We start from the raw sequence: 14,602 nt of genomic DNA, 5'->3' as shown, positions 1-14,602 counted from the left end.
AAAAGTTTAAACAAGTTTATTGATAAAATTAAAGATAATCATTAAATTTTGAATTATTTCATCAGATTTTCTATTTCTGATTTTACAATAATATGCTTCTTACCTAATCGTATCATTTTTATACGCTCCTCTTTGATTAACTTCCGAACCGTGGAATCACTTAAATTCATCAAAGCACAAACCTCAGAAATACTCAAATACGTTTTCTTGTTTAAAGACTCTATATCAGCACTTTCAGAAATATTATTAAATTTCAAAACTTTCTTTTCAACAGATTGTTCTTCCTTTACTTTTTCAAGTTTTTCTTGTTTTATCCTTTGTTTATAAGCCTTTTGACTACACTTATGAGAACAATACTTCGTGTAGAAAGTTTTTGCTATAAACTGTTCTTTACAATGAACACAAATACGTTCAACCCTGATGTTACTACTCATTTTTATTATTGTCTTTCTTACATTATCGTGTCGCAAAACTCAACCGAAATTCGTTTCAAGACAACAAGTAATTTAAACGTAAAACACAAAAATCAGATAAACGCCTGTAAAACTAAAAGTTACATCACATTTATCTGATTAAAAAAACAACTAATTGATAATTAGCTATTCACTTTATTTAGAAATCATTACTTCTCTTTTCTCAATAGTTTAGCTATCTTCAACGCTTGTGCTTTCGCCTGTTTAAACGCTTCTTGTTCCGTCAAACTTTCATTGTATCTTCTGATAATTATTCCCTGCAAAATAGCTCTCTGTTGTTGTTCGACCCAACTTTGAGGTAAAGAAGGTTCAAACTGTTGAGCTATCTTCAAAGGACTATTGTATAATTCCCTTTCTTCGTCAGTTAAAGTTGTAATAATATCTTCTTTTTCCATTGAATACTACATTTTTATATCTATTTATTACTTCTGTTTACTTTTTATCCTCTCTGCGTTAGTAATTAATATCTATGTATTTACGATTATCTTCCATTATTTAGTAGTATTTACGATTGATAATTTCTCCATAGTGTCTCAGTACACTCTCAAAAATTTGTTTCAAAACAACATAGTATCCAAATTAGTGACTCAAAAAAGTAATAATAAACAATACAATGTATCAAAATGTAACACAAAAAAATTTGATAATCACCTATAAATCTGAAAAATAACTCTGCATTTAATTGATAAACAACAACTTGATTTTCATCATCCTATTTGCCGATACAGAAATTCGCAAATATATTCCCGAGTACTTCGTCATTAGTAACTTCGCCAGAGATGGTTCCGAGGTGGTATAAGGCTTCGCGAATGTCAATGGCAAGTAAGTCGCCTGAAAGATTCCTTTCCAAACCTTCCTGAACTTTTATAATTTCAGAAAGAGCATTAGCAAGTGCTTCGTAATGACGTGAATTACTAATAATTACATTATTTGCAGAGGACGTAAAACTGTCAGCATACGTTGCGAGTTCTGACTTCAATAGGTCAATATTTACATTCTCCTTAGCAGAAATTCCCAAAATAATATCCGTATATTTAGGGACAAGTTCTGACTTCAATTTTTGGTCGAACTCTCCAAATTCTTCACCTGATAAATCTACTTTGTTATGCAGAAGAATAATTTTTAAATCCTCACGATATACTTCTTTCACAAAGTCAATAACTTCCTGAGGATGATTATCTAACTCATCGTAGAGATACAATAGAACATTGGCTTGAGCAATCTTTTCTTTTGCTTTTTTTACGCCAATTTCCTCTATTTTATCCGAAGTTTCACGAATACCTGCCGTATCAATAAATCGGAAAGCTGTTCCACCTATGTGTAACACTTCCTCAATGGTATCGCGTGTTGTTCCCGCAATGTCCGACACAATCGCTCGTTCCTCATTTAAAAGAGCATTCAAAAGTGTTGATTTCCCTGCATTGGGTTTTCCCACAATCGCTACCGGAACTCCATTCTTAATGACATTTCCCGTTGCAAATGAATCCATCAAACGTTTAATTGTCTTTTGAATCTTTAAAAGCAGTGTACGAAATTGATTTCTGTCAGCAAATTCTACATCTTCTTCAGAAAAATCAAGTTCCAATTCAATTAAAGATGCAAAATTCAACAATTCAGTACGAAGTTCCTCAATTTCAGAAGTAAAACCTCCTCGCATTTGTTTCATAGCAATGGCGTGAGAAGCTTCACTGTCGGAAGCAATTAAATCAGCTACGGCTTCGGCTTGTGATAAATCCATCTTTCCATTTAGAAATGCCCTCAAAGTAAACTCTCCCGCCTTTGCTAATCGACATCCTTTAGCAAGACAAACTTTTATCACTTGCTGAATAATGTAATTGCTTCCGTGACAAGAAAACTCTACTGTAGGTTCTCCTGTATATGACTTCTTACCTTTAAAAATCGTAGCAAGACATTCATCAATTATAGTTTCTCCTTCAAAAAAATATCCCAAATGAACTGTATGTGAATTGGAATTACCTAAACTCCTTCCGTGATGTGCTTTAAAAACGCTATCAGCAATTGAAATAGCGTCATTACCTGATATTCTGATAATTGAAATAGCTCCACTTCCCGAAGCTGTTGCCAGTGCTATGATAGTTTCATTCATTTTTTTATGATTTTTTATATGTAAAATTCTTTTTTATATCAAATTATTTAAAAGAATATAGTCCAAAAGATATTTTATATTTAAATTTTCTATTGAATTTAAGTATTGTATATGATAAAATCTTATATTTCATATCATTTCTTTTATATTAGTTATAAAAAATAATGAATAATCATTCTTTTTTTAAACATTACACATATAATAATATAAATACAAAATTGAAACTACATAAATTCATAAAAATAATCAAGTTTCATCTTATGAAATAAATACATTTTAAACTATTAAACTTAAATCACTCAATGTAATTAATTCATAATTATATTTTAAAAATAATTCACCCAATGCAATTAGTTTATTTTATCATATTAAATTTATTACATTGAATGCAATCAATTTATTTCATCGATTTAAATTTATCACATCAAACGCAGCGAATTTATTTTATTAAATTAAACTTATTGTATTGGGTGAAACAAAGTATTTTTAGATTTTTACTAAAAAATAATTTATGATTTTATATACTTCATCTATTATTTTACTTGATTTTCTAAAAAGAATTGATAGGTTTATTTTTCTTCTATATCAGTTTTAAAGATGATTTAAGTATTTTATAGATAAAAAATAAAAAGAATAACTATTTTTATAAAGCAATCACAACTTCTACACCTCGTTTTTCCAATTCTTCAACGAATTCAGGGTCGATGGAAGCATCTGTAATCAACACATCTATTTTTTCAACGTAACATATAAATCCAAATCCGCGTCGGTGTATTTTTGAAGCATCAGCAAGCACAATCACCTGATCAACTCGTTCCAACATTTTCCTGTTCAAATGAGCCTCTCCTGCATTTGTGGTGCTTATACCAAAATCAAGGTCAATTCCTTCGATTCCTAAAAATAAAGTTGTGCAAGAAAAATTACTCAATGTTTCTTCTGCCAAAGCTCCTATCGTAGAAGTAGAATTTTTACGAACTTCTCCACCCAAATGTATCGTATTGATATTTTGTTTTTTACAAACATCTAAAGCCACCCGAAGCGACGGAGTAAGAACCGTAATATTTTTATTATCAGGAAGTTTTTGTGCTAATAAATGAATCGTTGTACCTGAAGAAAGAATGATAAAATCTCCTTCTTTCACGTAATCCAATGCTTTGTTTGTAATTTTTTGTTTTTGTTCCACATTAAGCATTTCTTTTTCCGAAATGGTTTGGTCAAAAACATATCTTCCTTGTTTGCTCGCTCCTCCGTGTGTACGATGAAGATAACCTTCTCGTTCTAAAAGAGTTAAATCCTTACGAATTGTTACTACAGATACATTTAACTTCTCACTTAATTCATTTACACTGATGTATTTTGTAGTCTCTAAAGCTTCTACTATTTTGATTTGACGTTCATTAAGAGCTTTCATAACTTCTATTTATTAAAGATTTTAAACACTGATACGACAAACTTACTATAATTTTTTTTTACAACAAATATTTTATTCAAATTCCGAAGTAAAATGTAGCTTCACGTTCGGATATTTTTGTTTTACCATCTCGATGGAAAATGCCGAATCGGCAAGGAAAACACGTTGCCCTTGTTTGTCGCGAGCCATATATTTTTGCTTCACACGAAGAAAATCCTGAAACTCGGCATCTTTCGGATTTTCAGGCTCTTCCACCCAACAGGCTTTATGTATCGGGAAGGTTTCGTAACTACATTTGGCTCCGTATTCGTGTTCCAATCGGTACTGAATAACTTCATACTGCAACGCACCAACCGTTCCGATGACTTTTCTTCCGTTAAAATCCAATTTGAAAAGCTGTGCCACACCTTCGTCCATCAGCTGGTCAATACCTTTTTCCAATTGTTTGGATTTCAATGGGTCAGCATTGTTGATATAACGGAAATGTTCCGGAGAAAATGACGGAATTCCTTTAAATTGAAGTACTTCGCCTTCGGTTAAAGTATCCCCGATTTTGAAATTTCCGGTATCGTGAAGTCCCACAATATCACCAGCATACGAAATATCAACCACTTCTTTTTTCTCCGCAAAAAAGGCATTCGGACTTGAAAATTTTAGCTTTTTGCCGTGGCGAACGTGCAAGTAAGGTTTGTTTCGTTCAAAAGTTCCCGAAACGATTTTCACAAACGCCAAACGGTTGCGGTGGTTTGGATCCATATTGGCGTGAATTTTGAAAACAAATCCGCTAAACGTATTTTCATCAGGGTTTACCACGCGTTTGTCGCTAGCCTTGGAGCGGGGCGACGGAGCAATTTCCACAAAGCAATCCAAAAGCTCACGAACGCCGAAATTATTCAATGCCGAGCCAAAGAAAACAGGCTGTTGTGTTCCGTTTAGGTAGGCTTCGCGGTCAAAAGGCGGATACACTTCGTACACCAATTCCAACTCACTACGCAGATTTTCAGCCGATTTTTCACCGATGATTTTATCCAATTCGGGGTCGTTCACATTATCAAAAGCGATGGTTTCTTCGATATTTCTTCGGCTATCGCCTGAAAATAAGTTGATATTCTTTTCCCAAATATTATAAATTCCTTTGAAATCATACCCCATTCCGATTGGGAAACTAAGTGGCGTTACTGAAAGTCCAAGTTTTTGTTCTACTTCGTCCAAAAGGTCGAAAGCATCTTTCCCTTCTCGGTCTAACTTATTGATAAACACGATCATTGGGATATTTCGCATACGGCAAACTTCTACGAGTTTTTCGGTTTGCTCCTCCACCCCTTTGGCAACGTCAATCACCACGATTACGCTATCAACCGCCGTTAAGGTTCGGAAAGTATCTTCGGCAAAATCTTTGTGCCCAGGCGTATCTAATATATTGATTTTATAATCTTTATAATTGAAAGCTAAAACGGAAGTCGCCACCGAAATCCCACGTTGACGCTCAATTTCCATAAAATCGGAAGTAGCTCCTTTTTTGATTTTGTTGCTTTTAACGGCTCCCGCTTCCTGAATGGCTCCACCGAAAAGCAATAGTTTTTCCGTCAGCGTAGTTTTTCCGGCATCGGGGTGGGCAATAACGCCAAAGGTTCTGCGTTTTTGTATTTCTTGAAGTATCGACATCTATAAAATATTCTTTTTTAAATAATTCCGAACGCAAAAATAACGCATTTGATTTATTTAAACAAGAACAAGAGCTTTTTAATCGTTTTTTGAGAAACATCAAACCGAAAAATAAAATATAAAAACCTACTTTTCTGTTCAAATATAATTTTTTACCTTTGTCCAACTTCAAAAATCATTCAATGAATAGACTTATATTATCCGTTATTTTTTTATGTTGCTTGGGCGTTTCCGCTCAGGAAAAAAACACAGAGCGAGGAATGCATAATCCTTTCCGAAGAATGTATCAAGAGTTTGCCTCTCCCAATCAATTCCGAACAGCCTCAGGAGCTCCCGGACCTGCGTATTATCAGCAACAAGCTGATTATGTTATGCAAATAGAACTTGATGATGAAAATCAAAAATTATACGGTAAAGAAACCATTACCTATCATAACAATTCCCCTGAAAGTTTGGAATACTTGTGGTTACAATTAGACCAAAATAAGTTCGCTGCTGAATCTCCATCGAAAAAAAGAGATACAAAATTGGTGAAACCTTTCTACGAACCGAAAGATTTTGTAAATACCTTTATGACACTTCCTTTTGAAGGCGGATTTCAAATAGAAAACGTGAAAGATGTTAATGGAAAACCTCTTCCTTACATTATCAATCAAACAATGATGCGTGTTGATTTAGACAAACCTTTGGCTCCGAACACAAAGATAACTTTCTCAATTCAATGGAATTACCAAATCAGCGATTATAAAAAAATAGGCGGACGTTCAGGTTATGAATACTTTGAGAAAGACGATAATTATTTGTACGTAATTGCACAATTTTTCCCGCGTATGGCTATGTACAATGATGTGGAAGGCTGGCAGAATCAGCAATTTTGGGGCAATGCCGAGTTTGCTTTATCTTTCGGAAATTACGATGTTTCAATCACAGTTCCGTCTGACCATCTTGTTGAAGCTACGGGTGAATTGCAGAATAGAAAAGAAGTTTTCACGCCGGAAATGTTAAAACGATATGCTTTAGCAGAAAAATCTTTCGACAAACCCGTAATCATTGCCACACAACAAGAAGCAGAAGCGAGAGAAAAAAATAAGGTCAAAACCAAAAAAACTTGGCGATTTAAAGCTCAAAATGTACGTGATTTTGCTTTTTCTACTTCCCGAAAATTCATCTACGATGCAATGGCTGTAAAAATTGGCAACAAAAACGTAATGGCTATTTCATTATATCCGAAAGAAAGTAATCCGCTTTGGGAGGATTTTTCTACAAAAGTTGTTGCACACACTTTGAAAACATATTCCAAATACACTTTGGATTTTCCGTACCCTAAAGCCGTATCAATCAGTGCGGAAGAGCAAGGAATGGAATATCCAATGATTTGCTGGAATCACGGACGTCCCGGTCTGAACGGATTTACGCCAATGGATGTAAAATTTGGAATGATTAGCGTGATTATTCACGAAGTGGGACATAATTTTTTCCCAATGATTGTAAATTCGGACGAACGTCAATGGGGATGGCTCGACGAAGGTTTCAACACTTTTCTACAATATTTAACAGAACAAGAATACGGTAAATTATATCCGCAGGACATCGCTCCTTATAAGGCTTATCCTTCCGAAAGAGGTTTCCCTGAGCAAATTACAAATTATATGTCGGGCGACCCTGCTTATTTGGAGCCTATTATGTCTAATCCTGAAGAAATTACACAATTAGGGCAAAATGCGTATAGCAAACCCGCTGCAGGATTATCCATTTTACGAGAAACCATTATGGGACCGAAGCTTTTTGATTTTGCTTTCAAAACATACGTTCAACGTTGGAAATTCAAACACCCAACACCCGAAGATTTTTTCAGAACGATGAGTGATGCTTCAGGAGTGGAATTGGATTGGTTTTGGAGAACTTGGTTTTATACTACTGATTATGTGGATTTAGGAATTAAATCCGTGAAGCAATATCAAGTTTCGGAACAACCAAGCGAAGAGGTTAAAGAAATGCTTAAGCAAAGAAATATTAAGGTTAGCGACTTGGTTCCGTTAGTGCATTTGGTTCCAAAAGAAGATGCTGCCTATAAAATAGAAAATACGGAAAAAAGTGTGATTGAATTATCCACTCCGTTAAGTGATTACATTGCTGATAATCGCAGTTTGGAGGAACAAGCCGTATCACCTCAACCGAATTATTTCTATGAAGTTACTTTTGAAAAACTTGGAGGCGTACCAATGCCAATTCTGTTGGAAATCAATTACAAAGATGGCACATCAGAAGTTATGAAGTTCCCCGTACAAGTTTGGCGATTGGACAATAAAGAATTCACTTACGTTATAACTTCCAACGAACCTATAAAATCTTTTACCATTGACCCTCAAAAGGCTACGGCTGACATCAATAAAGAAAACAATACTTTTATTATCAAAGACTAATCAATAATAAACAATTGTTATCATCTCAAATAAAAATATTCGAAAAATGAAAAAAATACTTTTGGCAAGCACTTCAACTGTTTACGGAGGAACATATCTCTCTTATTTACAAGAAGAATTAACTCGTTTTTTTAAAGGAATTAATGAAATTATATTTATTCCGTATGCCAGACCAAGTGGAATTTCACACGATGAATACACCGAAATTGCTCAAAAAGGTTTTTCTTCCATTGGCAAGAAAATCATAGGATTACATTCATTTGAAAGCCCTGAAAAAGCCCTCAACAAAGCAAAAGCTATATTCACGGGAGGCGGAAACACTTTTCTGCTTGTAACACAACTTTACAAACTGAACCTGATGGATACACTTCGTAAAGTAGTTGAAAACGGAACGCCCTATATGGGAACAAGTGCAGGAAGTAACATTGCAGGGCAAACGATGCAAACCACCAATGATATGCCTATTATTTATCCGCCAAGTTTTAAAACACTTGGGCTTGTGCCTTTTAATTTAAATCCGCATTATCTTGACCCTGACCCAAATAGCAAACATAAAGGCGAAACCCGCGAAACTCGCATTAAAGAATTCCATAAACTAAATGATATTCCTGTTGTGGGACTTCGGGAAGGAAGCTGGATTTGTGTTGAAAACAATAAAATCACTCTTAAAGGTGATTTAACTGCACGGTTATTCTTAAAAAACCACGAGCCTAAGGAAGTTTCCGAACTGATTTTTTAAAGAAATTTTTCAATTTTAAAGATAAAAAACTCAATAAATCGAAATTAAATTCTTTTTATTGAGTTTTTTTGATATGTAATATTATTTTTATTATTTGTGTCGTCTTACTAAAAAATATCTGTACTCCCCTTCCCTTCACGTATTACCACGGGTTCGCTACCCGAAAGGTCTATCACAGTTGATGCCATATTGTCACCATATCCTCCATCTATCACAATATCAACTTTATTCTGCCATTTTTCAAATATAAGTTCGGGGTCAGTAGTGTATTCAATCACGTCATCTTCATCACGTATGGAAGTAGATACTATCGGATTGCCTAATCGTTCCACAATAATTCGAGCAATGTTGTTATCCGGAATGCGGATACCTACCGTTTTTTTCTTTTTAAAAGCCGACGGAAGATTATTACTTCCCGGCAAAATGAATGTATAAGGACCCGGCAAGGCTCTTTTCAAAATTTTAAACGTACTTGTATCAATCTGTTTGACATAATCCGAAAGGTTACTCAAATCAGGACAAATGAACGAAAAATTCGCTTTTTCTAATTTAATTCCTTTAATTTTTGCAATTCTTTCTAAAGCCTTTGTATTTGTAATATCACAACCCAAACCATATACCGTATCTGTCGGGTAAATTACCAAACCACCATTGCGAAGGACTTGCACCACTTTTGCAATTTCTTTTTCATTCGGATTTTCATTATAAATTTTTATAAACTCTGCCATAATTCTGTTGTTTTTGTTGTTTTACGTTCCGTATTAAAGTTAGTTTTGCTTTTATGAATCAAAAATACTAAAAAACTTGTTTATTTTTTAATTTCAGGTATAATTTCTTTTAAAATATTTTTTCCGCCATTTTAAAAACAGAAAGTCGTTTGGAATTTCGAGTTATAATAAAGATTTGTTTTCTTTTTTGTAAAAAATGGAAAAGTTTATTCTGAATTACATAAACTTTCCAAAATAAAAAAAACAGATAAAAATCTGTTTTACTTCAACTTCTTGTCAAGAATGCGGTTCATAAAATCTTGCATAAAGGCTTTAAGGTCGGTGATGCCTTTTTCAATTTCCGCATTATTTACTTTATTCTGTAAGTTGGTTTTTAAGTCTAAATCTGTTTTATCATAAACTCCAATGATATTTCCTTTTATATCAGCCACATAAATATAATTCCCTTGCATTAATTGATAAAAATTGCGATTCATAACATACGCCCGATGTGGTTCATTTTTATCTGAAAACAAACTTCTTCCCCACGAACGGAACGGTTTTTTATACCCAACCAAATCCACCAACGTCGGGAACATATCAATTTGTTGTGCCAATTCATCTGAATTTCCTTGCGGAATTAAATCTGGATTCGGGCTGTAAAAAATAATCGGAATGTTATAATAAGCTATTTTCTGTTTGTAATAATCATAAAAAGATATTGCAGGGTGGTCAGCCACGAAAGCAAAAATTGTATTTGCAAACCATTTTTCTTTTTTGGCACTTTCAAAAAATTTCTTTATGGAATAATCGGTATAAGCAACGGCATTATGCATCGGGATATCTCCTTTATTAAATTGATTTTCATATTCTTTCGGGAACGTATAAGGTTCGTGCGAAGAAAGCGTGAATATTGTTGCCAAAAAAGGAGATTTCATTTTGCTTATTTCCTTTTGACTGAATTGCAAGAAAGGCTCGTCGTGTATTCCCCAACTTCCGTTATGCTGGCTGTCATCGTTAAATTCGGTTCGTCCCAAATAACTCTCAAACCCGATTTGTTTTGTAAATCCGCTAAAACCCATTGAACCGTTGGTTGCTCCGTGCAAAAAGGCTGTTTCGTATCCTAACTCGCTGTATATATTGGCAATTGAAGCAATTTCTTGTTGAGAATGCGGCGAAGAAGCCAATGCCACTTCAAAAGTAGGGATACCTGCCATAATTGCCGAAATTCCTTCCATAGAACGACTTGCATTGGAGTAAACATTTGAAAAATAAAACCCGTTTTGTGCCAAAGAATCCAAAAAAGGAGTATATGATTTGAAGTTGGGAATATTTTTATTTTTGTTAAAAGTATTGAAATACTCTGCTCCCATTCCCTCCAAAATGAATAATACCACGTTAGGTTTGTTTTCTACCTTTCGGTTGTATTGCTTTATCGGTTGGATATTTTTTTGGATATAATCTTCCGAAACGAAATCATATTTTCGGAAAAGGTCATTATTCCCCAACATTCTGATAATACAAAAAGGTGTGTTTAATACCACATTTACTTGCGAGAGGTCATTGGCGTATTTGTTTGCGTCGGTAATTGTTATCGGGATAGTTCCCTTTTTGAAAGGCATTCCGCGTATTCCCAATAAAAATAAAGGCGTTAAAAGGACCATAATAATCACAGAAAGCCCAAAGTAAATCAGTTTGTTTTTAACCTGAAATGTATTGATTTTTACTTTTCTGTATAAGAAAATCCAAAAAGCAACCAAAATGATAAAAGCCACAAATACAAACCAATACCTTGTTAAAAATCCGAAAAGAAGCGTTAGCTTGTTTTCTTCATTTGCAGCTAAATTCCAAGCACTTAGCGTAAGCCGAGAGCGGTTGTACTGAAAAAAAACAATATCAATGAAGTTGAGTAAATACGCAGGAATATTCGTTAGAAAGTATATCCAAAAAACTACCTTTTGATAGCCTTTGGAAGTGTTTATCCAAAGTGGTAACAAACTAACCAAAATAAAAAGTAAGTTTACATAAATAATTGCAGACGAATCAAATAGCAACCCATAAAAAGCTAACCTAAAATATTCTGAAATGCTTTCAATCAAAATTATGTCTTTGTTAAAAACATAAAACAAAGTTCTGGCAAAGAAATAAAACAAATATGCCAAAAAAAGTCTGTAAAACAAAACTTTATATTCTCCAAAGCGAATGTTTTTCATAAAGTATTGATTAAATCGTTACTGTTTTATTCATCAAATAGAAATCCAGAATTACCATTGCCGCCATTGCCTCTACGATGGGGACTGCACGTGGCACCACGCAAGGGTCGTGCCTGCCTTTGCCTTGCATTGGCACGATGTTTCCGTCTGAATCCAAAGCCGATTGCATTTGCATAAGGGTTGCCACAGGCTTGAAAGCCACCTTAAAATAAATATCCATTCCGTTACTGATGCCGCCTTGAATCCCTCCCGAACGATTGGTTTGCGTGGTTCCGTCAGGATTAAAAAGGTCATTGTGTTGGCTTCCACGCTGTTTTGTTCCTTCAAATCCGCTACCATATTCAAAACCTTTTACCGCATTGATGGAAAGCATCGCCTTGCCAAGTTGTGCGTGCAATCGATCGAAAACAGGTTCGCCCAAACCAATGGGAACATTTCGGATAACACAAGTTATCGTTCCGCCTACCGTATCGCCTTCTTTTCGGATTTCTTTAATATAATTTTCCATTTTTGAAGCCAATTCCAAATCCGGACAACGAACGGGATTGGTTTCCGTTAACGATAAATCCAATTCTGTATAATGTTTATTTACAAAGAGTTCCCCTACGGAAGAAACATAAGCCGAAAAACGAATATCTTTTAAAACCTGCTTGGCGATAGCTCCTGCCACGACGCGACAAGCTGTTTCACGAGCCGAACTGCGTCCGCCCCCTCGATAATCACGATGCCCGTATTTTTGCTCATACACATAATCGGCGTGGCTGGGGCGATAAACGTTTTTTATATGATTGTAATCGTGCGATTTTTGATTTATATTTTCAATAATAAAACCTATGGAAGTTCCTGTGGTTTTTCCTTCAAAAATCCCTGAAAGAAAACGTACTTCGTCGGGTTCTTTGCGTTGGGTAACAATGGCAGATTGTCCGGGTTTTCGCCGGTCTAATTCCTTTTGAATCGCCTCAAAATCAATATTTATTCCGGCTGGGCAACCGTCAATAATTCCGCCAAGTGCCTCTCCGTGCGATTCACCAAAAGTGGTGAGCCTGAATATCGTTCCGAATGTATTTCCCGACATAATTTTTTCTTGTGTAATACTTCTTTATGTCACAAAAGTAACAAATAACGGAGAACTAACAATATTTTCTTAATTCAACTTTAAAAAATTTGTATATCCCTAATCACTCATAAGCGGTAATGTTTGCCAAAACTAATCTGTCGAATAAATGTTCTCCAGAGTAAAGACGATTGAGTTTGTAAACAAATTCATCTAAATATAATTGTAAATACTTTCGTTTGATTTTATGATAGTTACAAAGCAAATTTCTTTTAGGATTACTGATAACAATCCGAAATATCTATATAAGAAGTACTTTGGTCTGTAAAAAAACACTTTGATTATCAATATTGTGTTTGACAACCTCGTTGATTTCTTCCGAAGTATGCGTTTCTAAAACCTTCGCCTTAAAATAAAAACACAATTCCTCTTTTTACCTATTTTCGGATTTTCCAACGGAATACTTTGGCTTCACCGAACCACTTTCTTAAGTTTCAACCCATAATTATCATATTTTGTTGCCCAACGGCTCCGACTTCTTTTGTTGTTATCCTTCTCTATTTCAGAAGATTCTACTGTAAAATACCCTTCATTAAGTTCATCATATCTTCTAAAGTATAGCGTTTATCGCGATTTCCCATTGGCTTTTCTCAACTTGTGAACCATTGCCCAAACGGATTCATAACGCTTTAAACCTAACTGTTTTTGGATTTCCTTTACAGAAAATCTTTTTTTGGTACAACTCGTTAAAAAAACATTGTTTTGTACCAGACTAAAAATGAGATATTTGAGCTTTGCATAATTGTTCTACTTCGCAGTGAAGTGCGACTTTTGCAATTTTTGCATTCATATGTCTAGATACTTTTATGCTAGTAATGTACTGTTCCTGAGTATTTTTTGTAAATGATGTCTATCTTATTACGTTGATTTTCAAAGTGATTTCGCTAATTTTCCTTCGTACCAAAGTATGCCGTGAAACTAAAAATATCCATAAACACTGATCTTGAATCAAATATACAAATATTCCTGATTACGGATATATAATAATGCTTTTATAAAAATATATGGTTCATCACAAATAAAGCAATCTTCTATTTTCAACATAGCGACCATTTCTTGCCCTTTACTCTTTAATATTGCTTTTATTACTATCATAAGTTTATTTTTAGGGTCAATTACTTTTAATGGAATCTGTTCTTCTTCATCATTTTTCAAAGATATATTCTTTTAAAATATCATCCATTAATTGTTCTTCGTAATACTCAAAAATCAATTTCTTCATCTGTTAAAACTAAATCAGTTTTTTCTCCTTTAAGATTTTTACCCTTAATTACAAATAAATTTCTTATCCTATCTTTCTTACTAATGAGCAAATTGTTCACTCGCAAGTCAAACGAACTAAAAACCACACTTGTTTTCATTGGTTCACCTGTGAATGAATGTGCTATTTCTTCGTAATACGACACAATGACATACTCCCTTTCATACACTTTTCCGCTTTCTGCTTCATCAAATTGGCAAGATAATTTCCCTGAAAAACAATTCATATGTACATAATCATCATCTGATAATTTTTCAAAATTCCGTTCCCACACCCTATTACCATTTTCTCCAAAAAAGAAACATCAGCATTGGAGGCAAATTCAACTTCAAAAAGCCTCCCAATAATGCTGATTTAGGATAACAATAATTATTCCAAACATTGAACGTTTAAACCCTATGATTTCATAGACCTTCTCAAAAGCGTTTAAAGATATTTTATGTATTGTACTATAGAATTAAAAGTTATGGCAAGTTTTCTACGTTTATT

Annotated in this window: 12 protein-coding genes and 1 pseudogene; 2 read left to right on the top strand and 11 right to left on the bottom strand. The window is 34.2% G+C overall.

Going from position 1 to position 14,602, the window contains the following annotated elements; all coding sequences use genetic code 11:
- Positions 1 to 53: 53 nt before the first annotated feature.
- The 5 genes from GN105_RS12695 to GN105_RS12675 form a co-directional block, all read right to left on the bottom strand.
- A complete protein-coding gene (locus GN105_RS12695) occupies positions 54 to 434 on the bottom strand; it encodes a helix-turn-helix domain-containing protein (RefSeq protein ID WP_155285758.1) in 381 nt (126 codons plus the stop codon).
- Positions 435 to 622: 188 nt separating this feature from the next.
- Positions 623 to 868, bottom strand: a complete 246-nt coding sequence (locus GN105_RS12690) for a hypothetical protein (protein WP_155285757.1) — start codon at positions 866 to 868, stop codon at positions 623 to 625.
- A 317-nt stretch (positions 869 to 1,185) separates the two neighbouring features.
- Positions 1,186 to 2,580, bottom strand: coding sequence for a tRNA uridine-5-carboxymethylaminomethyl(34) synthesis GTPase MnmE (gene mnmE / locus GN105_RS12685; RefSeq protein ID WP_155285756.1), 1,395 nt, complete (start codon positions 2,578 to 2,580; stop codon positions 1,186 to 1,188).
- A gap of 643 nt (positions 2,581 to 3,223) precedes the next feature.
- Entirely contained in the window at positions 3,224 to 3,991 is a 768-nt protein-coding gene (locus tag GN105_RS12680; RefSeq protein ID WP_155285755.1) for a DeoR/GlpR family DNA-binding transcription regulator, read from the bottom strand.
- A 72-nt stretch (positions 3,992 to 4,063) separates the two neighbouring features.
- Complete coding sequence (locus GN105_RS12675) at positions 4,064 to 5,656, bottom strand: peptide chain release factor 3 (protein ID WP_155285754.1); 1,593 nt, start codon at positions 5,654 to 5,656, stop codon at positions 4,064 to 4,066.
- Between the two features lie 182 nt (positions 5,657 to 5,838).
- On the opposite strand from GN105_RS12675, the gene GN105_RS12670 reads away from it, so the two are divergent.
- Positions 5,839 to 8,079 (top strand): M1 family metallopeptidase, encoded by a 2,241-nt coding sequence (locus GN105_RS12670; RefSeq protein ID WP_155285753.1) that lies wholly within the window; start codon positions 5,839 to 5,841, stop codon positions 8,077 to 8,079.
- Positions 8,080 to 8,125: 46 nt separating this feature from the next.
- A complete protein-coding gene (pepE, locus tag GN105_RS12665; RefSeq protein WP_155285752.1) occupies positions 8,126 to 8,818 on the top strand; it encodes a dipeptidase PepE in 693 nt (230 codons plus the stop codon).
- A gap of 107 nt (positions 8,819 to 8,925) precedes the next feature.
- Here pepE and GN105_RS12660 read toward each other — a convergent pair whose 3' ends face one another.
- The 6 genes and pseudogenes from GN105_RS12660 to GN105_RS12635 form a co-directional block, all read right to left on the bottom strand.
- On the bottom strand, positions 8,926 to 9,546 hold the full coding sequence (locus GN105_RS12660; protein WP_155285751.1) for an L-threonylcarbamoyladenylate synthase: 621 nt from the start codon (positions 9,544 to 9,546) through the stop codon (positions 8,926 to 8,928).
- Between the two features lie 260 nt (positions 9,547 to 9,806).
- Entirely contained in the window at positions 9,807 to 11,738 is a 1,932-nt protein-coding gene (locus GN105_RS12655; protein WP_155285750.1) for an LTA synthase family protein, read from the bottom strand.
- A 10-nt stretch (positions 11,739 to 11,748) separates the two neighbouring features.
- Complete coding sequence (gene aroC, locus GN105_RS12650) at positions 11,749 to 12,813, bottom strand: chorismate synthase (RefSeq protein WP_155285749.1); 1,065 nt, start codon at positions 12,811 to 12,813, stop codon at positions 11,749 to 11,751.
- A 103-nt stretch (positions 12,814 to 12,916) separates the two neighbouring features.
- Positions 12,917 to 13,784: pseudogene (locus tag GN105_RS12645) on the bottom strand (IS1595 family transposase).
- Positions 13,785 to 13,800: 16 nt separating this feature from the next.
- Positions 13,801 to 14,007 carry a hypothetical protein gene (locus GN105_RS12640; RefSeq protein ID WP_155285748.1) on the bottom strand — a complete coding sequence of 69 codons (207 nt, stop codon included), beginning with the start codon at positions 14,005 to 14,007 and terminating at the stop codon, positions 13,801 to 13,803.
- 47 nt (positions 14,008 to 14,054) lie between these two features.
- Positions 14,055 to 14,387 carry a hypothetical protein gene (locus tag GN105_RS12635; RefSeq protein WP_155289175.1) on the bottom strand — a complete coding sequence of 111 codons (333 nt, stop codon included), beginning with the start codon at positions 14,385 to 14,387 and terminating at the stop codon, positions 14,055 to 14,057.
- Positions 14,388 to 14,602: the final 215 nt, after the last annotated feature.

Source organism: Capnocytophaga felis (assembly GCF_009684755.1).
GTDB classification, from domain to species: domain Bacteria; phylum Bacteroidota; class Bacteroidia; order Flavobacteriales; family Flavobacteriaceae; genus Capnocytophaga; species Capnocytophaga felis.
This window is presented reverse-complemented; position numbering and strand designations above follow the sequence as displayed.

Bases quoted from the DNA above. Each gene is read 5' to 3' on its own strand.
- GN105_RS12695 (WP_155285758.1), bottom strand. From the start codon at position 434: ATGAGTAGTAACATCAGGGTTGAACGTATTTGTGTTCATTGTAAAGAA.
- GN105_RS12690 (WP_155285757.1), bottom strand. From the start codon at position 868: ATGGAAAAAGAAGATATTATTACAACTTTAACTGACGAAGAAAGGGAA.
- mnmE (WP_155285756.1), bottom strand. From the start codon at position 2,580: ATGAATGAAACTATCATAGCACTGGCAACAGCTTCGGGAAGTGGAGCT.
- GN105_RS12680 (WP_155285755.1), bottom strand. From the start codon at position 3,991: ATGAAAGCTCTTAATGAACGTCAAATCAAAATAGTAGAAGCTTTAGAG.
- GN105_RS12675 (WP_155285754.1), bottom strand. From the start codon at position 5,656: ATGTCGATACTTCAAGAAATACAAAAACGCAGAACCTTTGGCGTTATT.
- GN105_RS12670 (WP_155285753.1), top strand. From the start codon at position 5,839: ATGAATAGACTTATATTATCCGTTATTTTTTTATGTTGCTTGGGCGTT.
- pepE (WP_155285752.1), top strand. From the start codon at position 8,126: ATGAAAAAAATACTTTTGGCAAGCACTTCAACTGTTTACGGAGGAACA.
- GN105_RS12660 (WP_155285751.1), bottom strand. From the start codon at position 9,546: ATGGCAGAGTTTATAAAAATTTATAATGAAAATCCGAATGAAAAAGAA.
- GN105_RS12655 (WP_155285750.1), bottom strand. From the start codon at position 11,738: ATGAAAAACATTCGCTTTGGAGAATATAAAGTTTTGTTTTACAGACTT.
- aroC (WP_155285749.1), bottom strand. From the start codon at position 12,813: ATGTCGGGAAATACATTCGGAACGATATTCAGGCTCACCACTTTTGGT.